Below are 16,436 nucleotides of genomic sequence, written 5' to 3' on the forward strand. Positions count from 1 at the left end.
CCGTAACGCCGTCACCGCGCTCCGAAACCCGCAGGCAGTGACCGTGCGCACGGGAGACGGGGCGGTCCGGGCGGCAGGAATGGCGGAAGTCGGGTTACCGTTCGAGTGGCCGTTGCGGGCTTTTGCCGTTTGACACGGGGGCGGGTTGTACCGTCACACTCCGCAGCGACAGCACCGTAGGCAGCGTCATCGCGCTGTCCGGATGCCCACCGAGCGTCGACCGGAGAGAAGAGCGAAGTTGTCCCCGACCAGCGAGACCGCACAGGGCGGCCGCCGACTCGTCATCGTCGAGTCGCCTGCCAAGGCGAAGACGATCAAGGGCTACCTCGGCCCCGGATACGTGGTCGAGGCGAGCGTCGGGCACATCCGCGACCTGCCGAACGGCGCCGCAGAGGTCCCGGACGAGTACACCGGTGAGGTCCGCCGGCTCGGCGTCGACGTCGAGCACGACTTCCAGCCCGTCTACGTCGTCAACGCGGACAAGAAGGCCCAGGTCAGGAAGCTGAAGCAGCTCCTTGCCGAGTCCGACGAACTCTTCCTCGCCACCGATGAGGACCGCGAGGGCGAAGCCATCGCGTGGCACCTGCAGGAAGTCCTGAAGCCCAAGGTCCCGGTCCACCGGATGGTCTTCCACGAGATCACCAAGGACGCGATCCGGGCCGCCGTCGCCAACCCGCGCGAGCTCAACCAGCGCATGGTCGACGCCCAGGAGACCCGCCGCATCCTCGACCGGCTCTACGGCTACGAGGTCTCGCCGGTCCTGTGGAAGAAGGTCATGCCGCGCCTGTCGGCAGGCCGCGTCCAGTCCGTGGCGACCCGGCTCGTCGTCGAGCGGGAGCGCGAGCGCATCGCCTTCCGCTCCGCCGAGTACTGGGACCTCACCGGAACCTTCGCCACCGGCCGCGCCGGTGACGCCTCCGACCCGTCGACCCTCACCGCCCGCCTCAGCGCGGTGGACGGCCGCCGCATCGCCCAGGGCCGTGACTTCGGCCCGGACGGGCAGCTGAAGCCCGGCTCCGGCCAGGTGCTGCACCTGGACGAGGCGAACGCCCGGGCCCTGGCCGCCGCGCTCGCCGACACCGCGTTCACCGTGCGGTCCGTCGAGTCGAAGCCGTACCGCCGTTCCCCGTACGCCCCGTTCCGGACGACGACCCTCCAGCAGGAGGCGAGCCGGAAGCTGGGCTTCGGCGCCAAGGCCACCATGCAGGTCGCGCAGAAGCTGTACGAGAACGGCTTCATCACCTATATGCGTACCGACTCCACGACCCTCTCGGACACCGCGGTCACCGCCGCCCGGGCGCAGGTCACGCAGCTGTACGGCGCCGGCTACCTCCCGGACAAGCCGCGCACGTACGCCGGGAAGGTCAAGAACGCGCAGGAGGCGCACGAGGCGATCCGCCCCTCCGGCGACCGCTTCCGCACCCCCGCGGAGACCGGCCTCACCGGCGACCAGTTCCGGCTGTACGAGCTGATCTGGAAGCGGACCGTCGCCTCCCAGATGAAGGACGCGGTCGGCAATTCCGTCACCGTCAAGATCGGCGGCCGGGCGGGCGACGGCCGGGACGCCGAGTTCTCCGCGTCCGGCAAGACGATCACCTTCCACGGCTTCATGAAGGCGTACGTCGAGGGCGCCGACGACCCGAACGCCGAGCTCGACGACCGCGAGCGGCGCCTGCCGCAGGTCGCCGAGGGCGACGCGCTGTCCGCCGAGGAGATCTCGGCCGACGGCCACGCCACCAAGCCGCCGGCCCGCTACACCGAGGCCTCGCTGGTCAAGGAGCTTGAGGAGCGCGAGATCGGCCGCCCGTCGACGTACGCGTCGATCATCGGCACGATCCTGGACCGCGGCTACGTCTTCAAGAAGGGCACGGCGCTCGTCCCGTCGTTCCTCTCCTTCGCCGTCGTCAACCTGCTGGAGAAGCACTTCGGCCGGCTCGTCGACTACGACTTCACCGCGAAGATGGAGGACGACCTCGACCGCATCGCGCGGGGCGAGGCCCAGGCCGTCCCGTGGCTGAAGCGTTTCTACTTCGGCGCCGGTGACGACACGGCCGGCGCGGGCGCGGCCTCCGACGCGGGCAACGGCGACGGAGACCACCTCGGCGGTCTGAAGGAGCTCGTCACCGACCTCGGCGCGATCGACGCGCGCGAGATCTCCTCCTTCCCCGTCGGCAACGACATCAAGCTGCGGGTCGGCCGCTACGGGCCGTACATCGAGCGCGGCGAGAAGGACGCCGAGGGCCACCAGCGCGCGGACGTGCCGGAGGACCTGGCGCCCGACGAGCTGTCCGTGGAGTACGCGGAGGAGCTGCTGGCCAAGCCCAGCGGCGACTTCGAGCTCGGCACGGACCCGGTCACCGGGCACCAGATCATCGCGAAGGACGGCCGTTACGGCCCGTACGTCACCGAGGTGCTGCCCGAGGGCACCCCGAAGACCGGCAAGAACGCGGTGAAGCCGCGGACCGCCTCGCTCTTCAAGTCCATGTCCCTGGACACGGTGACGCTGGCCGACGCGCTCCGGCTGATGTCGCTGCCGCGCGTCGTCGGCGAGGACGCCGAGGGCGTCGAGATCACCGCGCAGAACGGTCGCTACGGCCCGTACCTGAAGAAGGGCACGGACTCGCGGTCGCTCACCAGCGAGGACCAGCTCTTCGACATCACGCTCGAAGAGGCCCTCGCGATCTACGCGCAGCCCAAGCAGCGCGGCCGGGCCGCCGCCAAGCCGCCGCTGAAGGAACTGGGCACGGACCCGGTGAGCGGGGCCCCGGTCGTGGTCAAGGACGGCCGCTTCGGCGCGTACGTCACCGACGGCGAGACGAACGCGACGCTGCGGACCGCCGACAGCGTCGAGGACATCACGCCGGAGCGCGGCTACGAGCTGCTCGCCGAGAAGCGCGCCAAGGGGCCCGCCAAGAAGAAGACGGCGAAGAAGGCCCCGGCCAAGAAGGCGACGGCCGCGAAGAAGACGACCGCCAAGAAGACCACGGCGGCCGCCAAGAAGACGGCGGCGAAGAAGACCACCGCCGCGAAGAAGACCACGACGGCCAAGAAGGCGACGGCCGCCAAGAAGGCGACGGCCGCCAAGAAGGCGACGACGGCCGCGGCGTCCGTGGAGGACTGAGCCCGAGGCCCAGGGCTTCGGGGTCCGGCCGTACGCGTCGGACACCGCGGACCCGGCGGCCGGTTCCGCGGAGCGGGTACGTCAATGGGGGGCCGGGGAGACCCGGCCCCCTTCGGCGTCCGCACCGGCACTCGCGCACATCGGTCCGGGCGGCCGGAAAGCAACGGAAAGCACAGGCCGGGGGCGGGGTGCGCCGGGTGAACCGCGGGCGCCGGAACTGCTCGGGCGCCCATATGTTCGGACGGGGCCTCCGGGGACCCCACGGCTCCGGATAGGCTGGGCGGATGACGCGAGCCGAGCAGCCAACGGTCGTGAGCCCCACCTCCGACACACTTGCCGCAGACTCACGCGAGCGCGCCGTACGAGCCCTGTTGCGTGTTCCCCCGCTGAAGCGGTTGTGGAGCGCCCAGCTCGTCGGTGGTATCGGCGATGCACTCGCCCTTCTCGTGCTGGTGCTGATGTCGCTGCAAGCGGCGGTCCTGGAGGGCTCATTCGGGGCCGGGTACCGGGGGGCGGCCTTCGCCGTCGCCGCGGTGTTCGGGGCCCGGATCCTTGCCACCCTCCTTTTCGGAGCCGTACTCCTGGGGCCGTTGACGACGCTCACCGCGCCCGGCGGACCGCTGGACCGGCGGTGGCTGATGATCGGCACGGACGGGCTGCGGCTCGCGCTGCTGGTCGTCGCACCCCTGTGGATCGACTGGATGCCCGACCGGGCGCTCATGATGATCCTCATCACCGTCTTCCTGACCGGCGCGGCCGAACGCCTGTGGACGGTCGCCAAGGACGGCGCGGCCCCCGCGCTGCTGCCCGCCCCGCCCATCGAGGGCGCCGCCGTGCGCCCGCTGCCCGACCACCTCGACGCACTGCGCCGGCTCTCCATCCGCACCGACTTCGCCGCGATCCCCGTGGCCGCGGCCGCCCTGCTGGTCGCCACGCTCATCGGCAACCTGCTGGGCTCGGGCCTGGAGTGGTTCTCGATCCACCAGGCGGCCCTCGGTTCGTACATCGCCGCCGGGCTCTTCTCCGCCTCGATCTCCGTCCTGTACTTCCTGGAGCTGCCCGGCACGCAGACGCCCCGCCCGCGCTCGCCGCTGGAGGGCCTGCGCCGCCCGTCGACCGGCAACGGACCCGACAAGGGCCGTACCGGGGCCGTCCCGCTGGTCGTCGCCGCCTCGGCCACGGTCGCCGGGGCCATCGCCGCCGCTGCCGCCGTCGCCGTGCTGCACGCCGCCGACCTGGGCGGCGGACCCGCCACCTTCGCCCTGCTGATCCTCGGCCTGACCGGGGCCACCGGCGCCGGCATCCGCACCGCGGGGAAGGTCCTGCCGACCCTGTCGCGGCGCCGGCTGCTCGCACTGGCCACCGCCACCACCGGCATCGCGCTCCTCGCGATGGGCCTCGTGCCGGACACGGCGACCGTGCTGATGATCGCGGTGCTCGCCGGGTACGCGGCCGGGGTCGCCGCCCACACCGGTCACGTCCTGGTCGACCAGGAGACCGAGGAGACCCGCCGGGCCAGGACCACCGAACACCTCCAGGCCGTCGCACGGGTCCTCATCGCGCTCGGCGCGCTCGGCGGTCCGCTGCTGGCCGCCGCGATCGGCACCCACCGGCTGACCGCCGGGGACTTCGTCTTCGCCCACGGCGGTGCGGCCTTCACCCTGATGCTGATCGGCGCGCTGCTGCTGCCCGTCGCCGCGATCGTGCTCGCGAAGACGGACGACCGCTCCGGCGTGCCGCTGCGCCGCGACCTGCGCGAGGCGCTGCGCGGCGGCGACCCGGCCGTCGCCCCCGCCGCGAACGGCTTCTTCATCGCCCTGGAGGGCGGCGACGGCGCCGGCAAGTCCACCCAGGTCGAGGCGCTCGCCGAGTGGATCCGGGCCAAGGGCCACGAGGTCGTCGTCACCCGGGAGCCGGGGGCGACCCCGGTCGGCAAGCGGCTGCGCTCGATCCTGCTCGACGTGTCGTCGGCCGGGCTCTCCAACCGGGCCGAGGCACTGCTGTACGCCGCCGACCGGGCCGAGCACATCGACTCGCTCGTCCGCCCGGCGCTGGAGCGCGGCGCGATCGTCATCTCCGACCGCTACATCGACTCGTCCGTCGCCTACCAGGGCGCCGGCCGCGACCTGTCCCCGACCGAGATCGCCCGGATCTCGCGCTGGGCGACGGGCGGACTCGTACCGCACCTGACGGTGCTGCTGGACGTGGACCCGGAGACGGCGCGGGAACGGTTCACCGAGGCGCCCGACCGGCTGGAGTCCGAGCCGCCGGAGTTCCACGCCCGGGTGCGGTCCGGTTTCCTGACGCTGGCCGCGGCCGACCCGACCCGCTACCTGGTGGTGGACGCGGGCCAGGACCCGGAGGACGTCACCACGGTCGTACGCCACCGGCTCGACCAGCTCCTCCCGCTCTCCGAGGCCGAGATCAAGGCCCAGGAGGAGGCGCGCCGGGCGGCCGAGGAGGAGGCCAGGCGCAAGGCCGAGGAAGAGGCGGCGCGCAAGGCCGAGGAGGAGCGGCTGGAGCGCGAGCGGCAGGCGCAGCTGGCCAAGCTCCGTGCCGAGGAGGAGGAGCGCAAGGCCCGCGAGCTGGAGGAGGCGCGCCGCCGCGAGGCCGAACGTCAGGCGGAGGAGGCCCGGCAGCGGGCCGAGGAAGCCCGTCGCGTGGCCGAGGAGGAGCGGGTCCGCCGCGAGGCCGAGGAGGCGGCCCGGGAGGCCGAACAGGCCCGGCTGCGCCGCCAGGCCGAGGAGGAGGCGCGGCAGCGCAAGGAGGCCGAGGCGCTGCGGCTGGAGAAGCAGCGCAAGGCCGAGGAGGCGCTGCTGAGGGCCGAGGAGGCGCGCAGGCAGGCCGAGGCCGAGGCCGCCGAGGCGGCGGAACGGGCCAGGGCGGAGGCCGCCGCGGCCGCCTCCGTGCCGGAGAACGAGATCACGGTCCCGACGCCGATCGTCAACCCGAACGACGTGACGCAGCAGGTGCCCTCGCCGGCCACTCCGTCCACGCGTTCCGACGAGGCCGAGACGGCGATGCTCCCGAAGATCGAGGACCGGCCCGGTGCACCGGGCGCCGCGGACGAGACGGCGGTCCTTCCGCCGGTCCGGGACGCCGCGCAGGCGCGCGAGACGCGGTCGGCACGGCCGGAGGACCGGGTGCCGCGGGGCATCTTCCGCGACGAGCGCCCGGCGGGCTCCGCCCCGGAGGGTGAGAACGAGCGCACCCGCGAGCTCCCGCAGATCGGCGACCCGCAGTCGGCGCAGGGCCGGTGGGAGGACGGGGAACGCAGCCGGCGCCCCCGCCCCGACTGGGCCGAGGAGACCCCGCTGGACGATCTGCCGACGCTGGCGGACGAGCTGCTGGGCGACCGCGGCGACCTCGACGACGGGGACCAGGGCCGCTCCGGCAGGGGCCGCCGCCCGCGCCGCTGACGAAACGGCCGGGACGGCGACGGGACGACCGGAGCAACGGCCGGCACGGTGACGGGACGACCGGGTGGGGCAGTCGTGACGGATGAGACCGTCGGGCTGCCCCACCCGCCCGTCCGGGGCGTACGGTCCGCAGGGGGTGGGGCCGGCCCGGGCGTACGGTCTGGGGCACCGGCCCCGCGCGGGCCGGTCCGGGCGTACGGTCCGCAGGGGGCACGGCCGGTCCGGGGCCGGCGGCTCGCAGGGGCGGGACGGGTGGCCGGGGGCGGCTCTCTGCCGGGATTGTCAGACCCGTCCCCCACAATGGATGCCGGATCATGGAAGCCGGACCGCAGACCGCCGCGCCGGGCGGCGGCCCCGGACGGGCGGACGGCGACACCACGGCCGCGCGGCCGCACTGCACGACAGCCGCGCGGCGCACACCATCGGAAGGGCGGTGACCCATGACCGTATGGGACGACCTGGTCGGGCAGGACCGTGTGCAGGAGCAGCTCGCGGCCGCCGCCCGGGACGCCGATGCGCTGGTCACCGCGGCCGGGGTGGGGGAGCAGGTGCCCCCGGGGTCGAAGATGACCCACGCCTGGCTGTTCACCGGACCGCCGGGCTCCGGCCGCTCCACCGCGGCCCGCGCCTTCGCCGCCGCCCTCCAGTGCACCAGCCCCGACCGTGCCCTGGGCGGCGCGCCGGGATGCGGTTTCTGCGACGGCTGCCACACCAGCCTGATCGGCACGCACGCCGACGTCGAGGTGGTCCGTACGGATCTGCTCTCCATCGGTGTGAAGGAGACCCGCGAGCTGGTCCGCCGCGCCCAGCTCTCGCCGGCCGTCGGCCGCTGGCAGGTCATCGTCCTGGAGGACGCCGACCGGCTCACCGAGGGCGCGGGGAACGTCCTGCTGAAGGCGGTCGAGGAGCCCGCGCCCCGCACGGTGTGGCTGCTCTGCGCGCCCTCCCTGGAGGACGTGCTGCCCACCATCCGTTCCCGGTGCCGCCACCTCACGCTGCGCACGCCCCCGGTCGACGCGGTGGCCGACGTCCTGATCCGGCGCGACGGCATCGACCCGGAGCGGGCCGCGTCCGCCGCGCGGGCCACCCAGGGGCACATCGACCGGGCCCGTCGCCTCGCCACCGACGAGCGGGCCCGCTCGCGCCGCGCCGCCGTGCTCAAGCTCCCGCTGCGGGTCGAGGACATCGGGGGGTGCCTCAAGGCCGCGCAGGAGCTGATCGACACCGCGACCGACGACGCCAAGCAGGTCTCGGAGGAGGTCGACGCCAAGGAGACGGAGGAGATGAAGGCCGCGCTCGGGGCCGCGGCCGGAGGACGGCTGCCGCGCGGCACGGCCGGGGTGATGAAGGAGCTGGAGGACCGGCAGAAGCGCCGCAAGACCCGTACCCAGCGCGACAGCCTCGACCTCGCGCTCACGGATCTGACCGGCTTCTACCGTGACGTGCTGGCCATCCAGCTGGGCTCGCGGATCGCCCTCGCCAACACGGACGTGGAGGACGCCCTCGACCAAGTCGCCCGTTCCTCCACCCCCGAGCGCACCCTGCGCCGGATAGAGGCGGTGATCGCCTGCCGCCGGGCGCTGGACCGCAATGTGGCACCGCTGCTCGCGGTGGAGGCGATGACGATGGCCCTCCGCGCGGGCTGACCCGTCCCCGCCGCCCGCGCACCGGAACCCGGCGTGCCGCGACGGCGCCCGCCGCCCGGGTAACGCGTACGGTGCCCGGCGCCCGCGTACCGTCACCCGCCCGTGCCCCGGCGGTCCGCTTACCGGCACCCGCTTCCACCCACTGTCGCTTTTCACCGCTTTTCACCCGTACGGGCAGGTGGCGGGGCGGTCCGCCACTCGGCGACTACGCTCCGGGGATGGACACCAGGCGCTCGCTCCGCATTCTCGCCGCCGCACTCGGCGCGGCCGGCCTCCTCGTCTCCGGCTGTACCGGCGGGAGTCCGACGAACGCCTCGTCGTCCGCGCCGGCGACGGCGTCCGTACCACCCGTGCCGGACGGGCTGGAGCGGTACTACGGGCAGTCGCTGAAGTGGCGGGACTGCGGCGTCGAGGGCTTCCAGTGCGCGACGATGAAGGCGCCGCTGGACTACGCGAAGCCGGACGGCGACGAGATCGACCTGGCCGTCTCCCGCAAGAAGGCCACCGGACCCGGCAAGCGGATCGGCTCCCTCCTGGTGAACCCGGGCGGCCCCGGCGGCTCCGCCATCGACTACCTCCAGGGCTACGCGGCGATCGGCTACCCGGCCCCGGTCCGGGCCCGCTACGACATGGTCGCCGTCGACCCGCGCGGAGTGGCCCGCAGCGAACCCGTCGAATGCCTCACCGGCCCGCAGATGGACACCTACACCCAGGTCGACCAGACCCCGGACGACGCGGCCGAGACCACCGGGCTGAGCAGCGCCTACGAGCGGTTCGCGAGCGGCTGCGAGAAGCGTTCCGGCACGATCCTCCCGCACGTCTCCACCGTCGAGACCGCCCGCGACATGGACATGCTGCGGGCCCTCCTCGGCGACGAGAAGCTGCACTACGTGGGGGCGTCGTACGGCACCTTCCTCGGCGCGACGTACGCCGGGCTCTTCCCCGGCCGGGTCGGCCGCCTGGTCCTGGACGGCGCGATGGACCCGTCGCTCCCCTCCGTCGAGATGAACCGAGACCAGACGGCGGGCTTCGAGACCGCCTTCCAGTCCTTCGCCGCCGACTGCGTGAAGAAGGCGGACTGCCCGCTCGGCACCACCTCCACCGCCGACGCGGCCGCCCGCATGAAGAAGATCTTCGCCGACCTCGACGCCCACCCGATCGACACCGGCGACTCCCGCCGGCTCACCGAGTCCCTCGGCACCACGGGGGTCATCGCCGCGATGTACGACGAATCGGCCTGGCCCCAGCTCCGCGAGGCCCTCGCGGCGGCCCAGGACGGCGACGGCTCCGGTCTGCTCTCGCTGTCGGACAGCTACTACGAACGCCGGCCGAACGGCACGTACGCGAACCTCATGTTCGCCAACGCCGCCGTGAACTGCCTGGACCTCCCGCCCGCCTTCACCGACGCCGAGGCCGTCGAGCGGGCGGTCCCCGATTTCGAGAAGACGTCCCCGGTCTTCGGCCGTGCCTTCGCCTGGGCCGCCCTGAACTGCGCCCACTGGCCGACCCCGTCCACCGGCACCCCCCACCGCATCGAGGCGAAGGGCGCGGCCCCGATCGTCGTGGTCGGCACCACCCGCGACCCGGCCACCCCGTACAAGTGGGCCGAGTCCCTGGCCGGCCAGCTCTCCTCCGGCACCCTGCTCACCTACCGCGGCGACGGCCACACGGCGTACGGCCGCGGCAGCGACTGCATCGACACGGCGATCAACACCTACCTCCTGGAAGGCACCCCGCCGAACGACGGCAAGAAATGCTCCTGACCCTGCCAGCCCCCTGCTGACCTGCGAGGACGCCTCAGAACGAAGGTGGTGCGGAGCACTCCCGGAAACTGTGTAGACTTGGCGACGCTGCTGATCGCACCATGGTGCGACAGGGCGTGCCGCCTTAGCTCAGTTGGCCAGAGCAACGCACTCGTAATGCGTAGGTCTCGGGTTCGAATCCCGAAGGCGGCTCAGTGGAAGACCAGGCCGGACATCGTCCGGCCTGGTCTTTTTCGTTGTCGGCAGGCAGTCGTCAGACCCGTGTCGTGATCCGCGGGTCCCCCTGGGCCACTTCCCGGGCCACTCGGCGGGCCGCGCCGGCGAAGGCATCCACCGCGCCGGTGGTGTCGCCGGTGCGCCAGACCAGGCCGTACCCGACCGGTTCCGCGTCGACGAAGGGGAGGTAGGCGATCCCCGGGCGTGCGTGGTACGTCGCCGTGTGCGCGGCGGTGAGCAGGGCGCCCTTTCCGCCCGCGACCAGCATCAGGGCCTCCTGCATGTGGGTCACGGCGGGGCCCCGGCCGATCGGCCGGCCCGCCGGGGTGCGGGTGGGGACGTGGTGTTCCAGCCAGTAGTCCGGCAGTTCGCCCTCGACCGTGAGCAGCGGTACGTCGGCGAGGTCCTCCATGGACACCGAGTCGCGCGTGGCGAGGGGGTGCGAGGAGGCCACGGCGAGGACGCGTTCCTCGGTGATCAGCGGCGGGCCGCCGCCCAGGTCCTCCTCGCGGACCGGGAACTCCTGGAGCTGGACGTCGAACTCGCCGTTGCGCAGCTGCCCGTACGGATCGGACAGTGGTACCTCGCAGATCTCCACGGCGAGTTGGGGGTGGCTGACCCGCAGCGACTCCGTCACCTTCATCACGATCTCGCCGGTCAGCGGGTTGGAGAACCCGACGTGCAGCACGGTGTCGATGCCGCGCGCGGTGGCGGCGGCGCGGTCGAGGGCGGCCTGCATCGCGCGGTGGGCCGGTTCGAGGTCAGCGTGCAGCTGTCTGCCCAGCGAGGTGAGGGCGACGCGGCGGCTGGTGCGTACGAACAGCGGGGCACCGACGCGCCGTTCGAGCCGCTGCACCAGTTGGCTCACCCGGGCCCGGGAGAGCCGCATCCGGTCGGCGGTGCGGCCGAAGTGCAGTTCCTCGGCGAGCAGCAGAAAGCACTCGACCTCGTCGCGTTCCATCGGCTTCCCCCAGGTGAGCCGGATCGGTAAGCCTGGTTGAACGAACGTTGAGATCTTCGCCGTTGTTCCGTTCCCGAGCCCGGCGGATGGTGGACGAGCCGCCCGACGAAGCCCCGATGGCCCGAAGGTCCGAAGACCCGAAGTCCCGTCGGCGCAGCGGTGATTCCCCCTTACCTCTTCCTCGGATGAACCAGGAGTTGAACCGGCATGCGAACGCAGAAGCAACCGGAGGCCGCCCCGCTGAGCGCCCGCGACTGGGGCGTGCTGCTCGTCCTGTGCGGTGCGATCTTCCTCGAAGGCATCGACGTGGCCATGCTCAACGTGGCCCTGCCCTCCATCCGCGCCGACCTCGGTCTGTCCACCGGCTCGTTGCAGTGGGTCATGAGCGCGTACGTCCTCGGCTACGGCGGCTTCATGCTGGTCGGCGGGCGAGCGGCCGACCTCTTCGGGCGGCGCCGGATGTTCATCCTCTGGCTCTCGGTCTTCCTGGTCTTCTCCGGACTCGGCGGACTCGCCACGGAGGGCTGGATGCTGGTCGCGGCCCGGTTCGTCACCGGGGTCGCGGCGGCCTTCATGACTCCGGCCGGGCTGTCCATCATCACCACCGGCTTCGAGGAGGGCCCGCGGCGGAACAAGGCGCTGCTCTTCTACTCCGGCACCGCGGCGGGCGGCTTCTCGATCGGTCTGGTCGTGGGCGGTCTGCTCACCTCGGTCGACTGGCGCTGGGTGTTCTTCGCCCCGGTCGTGCTCTCGGCCCTGATCCTGGTCGCCGCGCTCGCCCTCGTGCCCAGGGCACCGCGGACCGACCGCAGCGGTCAGAGCCTCGACCTGGCCGGCGGCCTGGCCGTCACCGCGGCCATCATGCTCCTGGTCCTCGGCGTCGAGCGGGCCGCTCACGCCCCGCTCGTCCAGACCCTCGCCACCCTCGGCGCGGGCCTCGCCGCCCTCGCCGCGTTCATCGTGATCGAACGCCGCTCGGCGGCCCCCCTGGTCCGTCCGGGCATCTTCCGCAACACCGCCCTGGTGCGCGCCAACGCCGTCGGGCTGCTCTTCGCGGCGGGCTTCTTCGGCTTCCAGTTCCTCGTCGTCCTCTACCTCCAGGAACTGCGCGGCTGGTCCACCCTCCAGACCAGCTTCGCGATGATCGTCATCGGCATCGACGCGATCCTCTCGCCGGTCCTCGTGCCCAAGCTGGTCGACCGCTTCGGCAACGCCAGGCTGATCCTCGGCGGCCTGGTCCTCGCCTCCCTGTCGTACGGGCTCTTCCTGCCGGTCGGCGCGGACTGGACCTACCCGGTCATGCTCCCGAGCCTGCTCCTGCTGGGCCTCGCCTTCGCCCTGACCTACGGCCCGCTCACCATCGTCGCCACCGAAGGCGTCGACGAGGAGGAACAGGGGCTGGCCGGCGGGCTGCTCTACACCTCGTTCCAGTTCGGCGCGGCACTCGGCCTCTCGGCCGCCGCGGCCGTCAACGTCTCCGCCACCGTGTCGGACGCACCGGCCGCGCTCCTCGACGGCTACCGGGCCGCGCTCTGGGTGCCGCTGGTCGCGGCCCTGGCCGCGGCGCTGATCAGCGGCTTCGGAGTGCGCTCCCGCCGGGCCGGGGCCGACCGGGTGGTCGCCGGGGGCGAGCCGCCGGCCGACGACCGCGCGTCCGGCCTCCCCGCCTCCGAACTCCCCTCCTCCCGCTGACACTTCACCCGCATCACGAAGGAGTTACCCATGGCCGCCACCCGGGTCGACAGCTTCGCCGACCTCCAGGACACCTTCTTCGCCTACGTGCGCGACATCAAGTACGCCACGATGATCACCGTCGACCGGAAGAACCGGCCCCGTGCCCGGGTCCTGCTCCCGGTCTGGGAGGTCGTCGACGGCCGGCCGGTCGGCTGGCTGGCGGCGTACCGGACGCCCGTGAAGACGGCGCACCTGGCCCACAGCCCGCACACGACGTACTCCTACTGGAACCCCCGCCAGAACACCGTCCACGTCGACGCCCTCTCCACCTGGGCCGAGACCGACGCCGACCGGCGCCACGCCTGGGAGCTCTACACCCGGGGCGGTCCACCGGGCGTGGGCTACGACCCGATCCACTACTGGCGGGGCGGCCCGGACGATCCCGAGTACCACGTGATCCGCATCGACCCCCGGCGCGTCCAGCTGGTCCGCGGCTCGGACCTGAGCAGCACGATCTGGCAGCCGGGCACGGACTGACCCCGGGCGGGGCCGCTCACCCGGGTTTCCGGGGCGAGCGGCCCCGCGGGCGTTCGTCGAGGTCGCCGGGGCGGGCGCACGGTCCTAGGCTTTTCGTGGAGCCTTGTTCCCCCGTGACGGGAGTCGGCCCATGACCCGCTCGAACATCCGCCTGCGCGACGGGGTCGTGGCCGCGGCTGCGGCCGGACTGCTGATCGTTCCGTCGGCAGCGGGAAATGCCCGGTCAGTGGCTGCTCCGGCGTCCTTCGCGGCTGTCTCCCCGGCCCGGACCGACCCGCCCGGCCCCTCGCCCGCCCCCGGGTTCCCCGAGCTCACGCCCGCCGTGAGCCGGCAGCTGGACCGGGCGGTGCGGCAGGTCATGCGCGAGGCGGGGGTGCCGGGCGTCACGGTCGGGCTGTGGACGCCCGGCAGGGGCAGCTACGTCCGGGCCTTCGGCGTCGCCGACAAGGCATCGGGCGCACCCATGACGACCGGACTGAACATGCGGGTCGGCAGCGTGACCAAGACGTTCACGGTGACGGCCCTGCTCACCCTCGTCGACCGGGGCGCGGTCGGGCTGGACGACCCGATCGGCACGTACGTGAAGGGCGTGCCCGACGGGGACCGGATCACCCTGCGCGAACTGGCGGGGATGCGCAGCGGACTCTTCAACTACTCCATGGACCCGGGCTTCTTCGAGGCACTGACGAGCGACCCCCACCAGCCGTTCACCCCGCAGGAGCTGCTGGCGTACTCCTTCGGGCATCCGGTGCAGTTCCGGCCGGGCGAGAAGTTCGAGTACAGCAACACCAACGCGATCCTGCTGGGGCTCGTGGTGGAGAAGGTGAGCGGGCTGCCGCTGGCGGAGTACCTCGAACGGAACGTCTTCGGACCGGCGGGCATGTCCCACACGTTCCTGCCGCGCGGCGCGGAGTTCCCGGCCCCGCACGCCCAGGGCTACACCGACCAGACGGCGAACGGTCGGACGCGGAACGCGACGGACTGGAACCCCTCCTGGGCCTGGGCCGCCGGGGGAGCCGTCTCCGACCAGCGCGACATGCGCATCTGGGCCCGGGTCCTCGCCACCGGCACGCTGCTCACCCCCGCCACCCAGGCCGAGCGGCTGAAGACGGGACCCAGCGAGCTGCCGGGCACCGGTTACGGCCTGGGGGTCTTCGACGTCCACGGCTGGATCGGCCACAACGGTTCGCTGCCGGGCTACGAATCGCTGGTCGTGTATCTGCCGGAAACGAGGACGACGCTGGTCGTCCTCCTCAACACGGACACCGATGACCGGGGTTCGGAGCCGAGCACCCTCTTCGGCGAGGCGATCACCCGGATCGTGACGCCCCAGCACGTCTACACGCTGCCGGCCCGGCCCGCGGGGCGGTAAGCGGTAACCGGAGGGGCAGGGGCGGGACGGGGGAAACGGCGGGGGCACGGGGGATTCATGGGGTTGGGGGGGGGGGGGGGGGGGGGGGGGGGGGGGGGGGGGGGGCCCCCGCCGCCGCCCCCCCCCCCCCCCCCCCCCCCCCCCCCCCCCCCCCCCCCCCCCCCCCCCACCCCTGCGCACGCCCACCCCATAACGCGAAGTGAGGGGGAGAACGGGATCTCCTGGCAGTGACGTGTCCACGGCTACCTTGGCGGCAATTCCCCCGAAGTCAAGGAGAGTTCCGTGGAGAGATCCATGCTCCGCAGACGCGCCCTGGCCGCGTGTACCGCCACCGTGGCCGTCGGTGCGCTCGCGCTCGCCGGCCTGACCGGCACCGCGTCCGCCGACCCCGCCCCCCGTACCCCCACCGCCGCGGGTTCCGAACAGCTCTCGCCCGGTCTGCTGGAGGCCATGCGGCGCGATCTCGGCCTCACGGACGCCGAGGCGCGCAGCAGGATCGGCCACGAAACCCGTGCGACGGCCGTCGCCGCGGGGCTGAAGCGCGCCCTCGGGGCGGACTTCGCCGGTGCCCGGGTCAGCGGTGACGACGCGGCCCTGACCGTCGCCACCACCGACGCGGCGGACACCGCCGAGATCCGCAAGGCCGGGGCCGAGCCCGTCGTCGTCGCCCACACCCTGGCCGAACTCGACTCCGCCAAGGCGAAGTTGGACCGGGTGGCGCTGCGCGACGCTCCCGCGGCCGTGCCCGTCTGGTACGTCGACGTGGCCACCAACCGGGTCGTCGTGCAGGCCGCCGACAGCTCGGCCGCCGATGCCTTCCTGGCCGCCGCCGGGGTGTCGCGCGAACTGGTGAAGGTGAACCGGTCCACGGAGCAGCCGCGCACCTTCGCGGACCTGCGGGGCGGTGACGCGTACTACATGAACGGCTCGGGGCGCTGCTCCATCGGCTTCCCCGTGAAGCGCGGCACCCAGTCCGGCTTCGTCAGCGCCGGCCACTGCGGAACGCCCGGGGTCAGCACCAGCGGCTACAACCAGCAGGCGCAGGGCTCGTTCCAGGGCTCCACGTTCCCCGGCCGCGACTACTCCTGGGTCGCCACCAACAGCAACTGGACGCCGCGCGCCCTGGTGAACGGCTACGGCAACGGCGACGTGACGGTCACCGGGTCCACCGAGGCACTGGAGGGTTCGTCGGTCTGCCGCTCCGGTTCGACGACCGGCTGGCACTGCGGAACGGTCCAGCAGCGCAACACCAGCGTCACCTACCAGGAGGGCACCGTCTCCGGGGTCACCCGCACCAACGTGTGCGCCGAACCCGGTGACTCCGGTGGTTCGTTCATCTCCGGCAGCCAGGCGCAGGGCGTCACCTCCGGCGGCTCCGGCAACTGCTCCCAGGGCGGTACGACGTACTTCCAGCCGCTGAACCCGGCGCTCCAGGCGTACGGGCTCACCCTGGTCACCAACGGCACCCCGACCGACCCGCCGGACCCGACGGACCCGCCGGCCCCGGGCGGCACCTGGAAGGAAGGCACGTCGTACACGGCGGGCGACGTCGTGACGTACGGCTCCGAAAGCTTCCGCTGCCTCCAGGCGCACCTGGCGCAGCCCGGCTGGACGCCGCCGAACGTGCCGGCCCTCTGGCAGCGGGTCTGACACCCCTCCCAGCACCCCTCGCGGAATCCGGCGCCGGTGCCCCTTCCGGTACCGGCACCGGTTCCGCGGCGCCGATG

General features: G+C 73.0%; 9 protein-coding genes and 1 tRNA gene. 9 read left to right on the forward strand and 1 reads right to left on the reverse strand.

Annotated elements, in window-relative coordinates:
* Nucleotides 1-238: 238 nt before the first annotated feature.
* From topA to ACFYW1_RS27250, 5 genes are all read left to right on the forward strand, one after another.
* Nucleotides 239-3,121 (forward strand): type I DNA topoisomerase, encoded by a 2,883-nt coding sequence (topA, locus tag ACFYW1_RS27230; protein ID WP_388998507.1) that lies wholly within the window; start codon nucleotides 239-241, stop codon nucleotides 3,119-3,121.
* Nucleotides 3,122-3,405: 284 nt separating this feature from the next.
* Entirely contained in the window at nucleotides 3,406-6,540 is a 3,135-nt protein-coding gene (gene tmk, locus ACFYW1_RS27235; protein WP_388998510.1) for a dTMP kinase, read from the forward strand.
* Nucleotides 6,541-6,980: 440 nt separating this feature from the next.
* Nucleotides 6,981-8,186 carry a DNA polymerase III subunit delta' gene (locus ACFYW1_RS27240; RefSeq protein ID WP_388998513.1) on the forward strand — a complete coding sequence of 402 codons (1,206 nt, stop codon included), beginning with the start codon at nucleotides 6,981-6,983 and terminating at the stop codon, nucleotides 8,184-8,186.
* A 218-nt stretch (nucleotides 8,187-8,404) separates the two neighbouring features.
* Nucleotides 8,405-9,949, forward strand: coding sequence for an alpha/beta hydrolase (locus ACFYW1_RS27245; RefSeq protein WP_388998517.1), 1,545 nt, complete (start codon nucleotides 8,405-8,407; stop codon nucleotides 9,947-9,949).
* Nucleotides 9,950-10,067: 118 nt separating this feature from the next.
* Nucleotides 10,068-10,141 (forward strand) — tRNA-Thr (locus tag ACFYW1_RS27250).
* Nucleotides 10,142-10,202: 61 nt separating this feature from the next.
* On the opposite strand, the gene ACFYW1_RS27255 is transcribed toward ACFYW1_RS27250, so the two are convergent.
* The gene (locus ACFYW1_RS27255) at nucleotides 10,203-11,126 is read right to left on the reverse strand and encodes a LysR family transcriptional regulator (protein WP_388998520.1); all 924 of its coding nucleotides are present in this window, start codon (nucleotides 11,124-11,126) and stop codon (nucleotides 10,203-10,205) included.
* A gap of 207 nt (nucleotides 11,127-11,333) precedes the next feature.
* Here ACFYW1_RS27255 and ACFYW1_RS27260 point away from each other — a divergent pair, with 207 nt between their 5' ends.
* The 4 genes from ACFYW1_RS27260 to ACFYW1_RS27275 all read left to right on the forward strand — a co-directional run bounded on the left by ACFYW1_RS27260 (nucleotide 11,334) and on the right by ACFYW1_RS27275 (nucleotide 16,359).
* On the forward strand, nucleotides 11,334-12,818 hold the full coding sequence (locus ACFYW1_RS27260; protein WP_388998523.1) for an MFS transporter: 1,485 nt from the start codon (nucleotides 11,334-11,336) through the stop codon (nucleotides 12,816-12,818).
* A 30-nt stretch (nucleotides 12,819-12,848) separates the two neighbouring features.
* A complete protein-coding gene (locus tag ACFYW1_RS27265; RefSeq protein WP_388998526.1) occupies nucleotides 12,849-13,337 on the forward strand; it encodes a pyridoxamine 5'-phosphate oxidase family protein in 489 nt (162 codons plus the stop codon).
* A 130-nt stretch (nucleotides 13,338-13,467) separates the two neighbouring features.
* Nucleotides 13,468-14,709 (forward strand): serine hydrolase domain-containing protein, encoded by a 1,242-nt coding sequence (locus ACFYW1_RS27270; RefSeq protein WP_388998528.1) that lies wholly within the window; start codon nucleotides 13,468-13,470, stop codon nucleotides 14,707-14,709.
* 282 nt (nucleotides 14,710-14,991) lie between these two features.
* Complete coding sequence (locus ACFYW1_RS27275) at nucleotides 14,992-16,359, forward strand: alpha-lytic protease prodomain-containing protein (RefSeq protein ID WP_388998531.1); 1,368 nt, start codon at nucleotides 14,992-14,994, stop codon at nucleotides 16,357-16,359.
* Nucleotides 16,360-16,436 lie beyond the last annotated feature (77 nt).

It is taken from the genome of Streptomyces sp. NPDC002669, assembly GCF_042889165.1.
Lineage (GTDB): Bacteria > Actinomycetota > Actinomycetes > Streptomycetales > Streptomycetaceae > Streptomyces.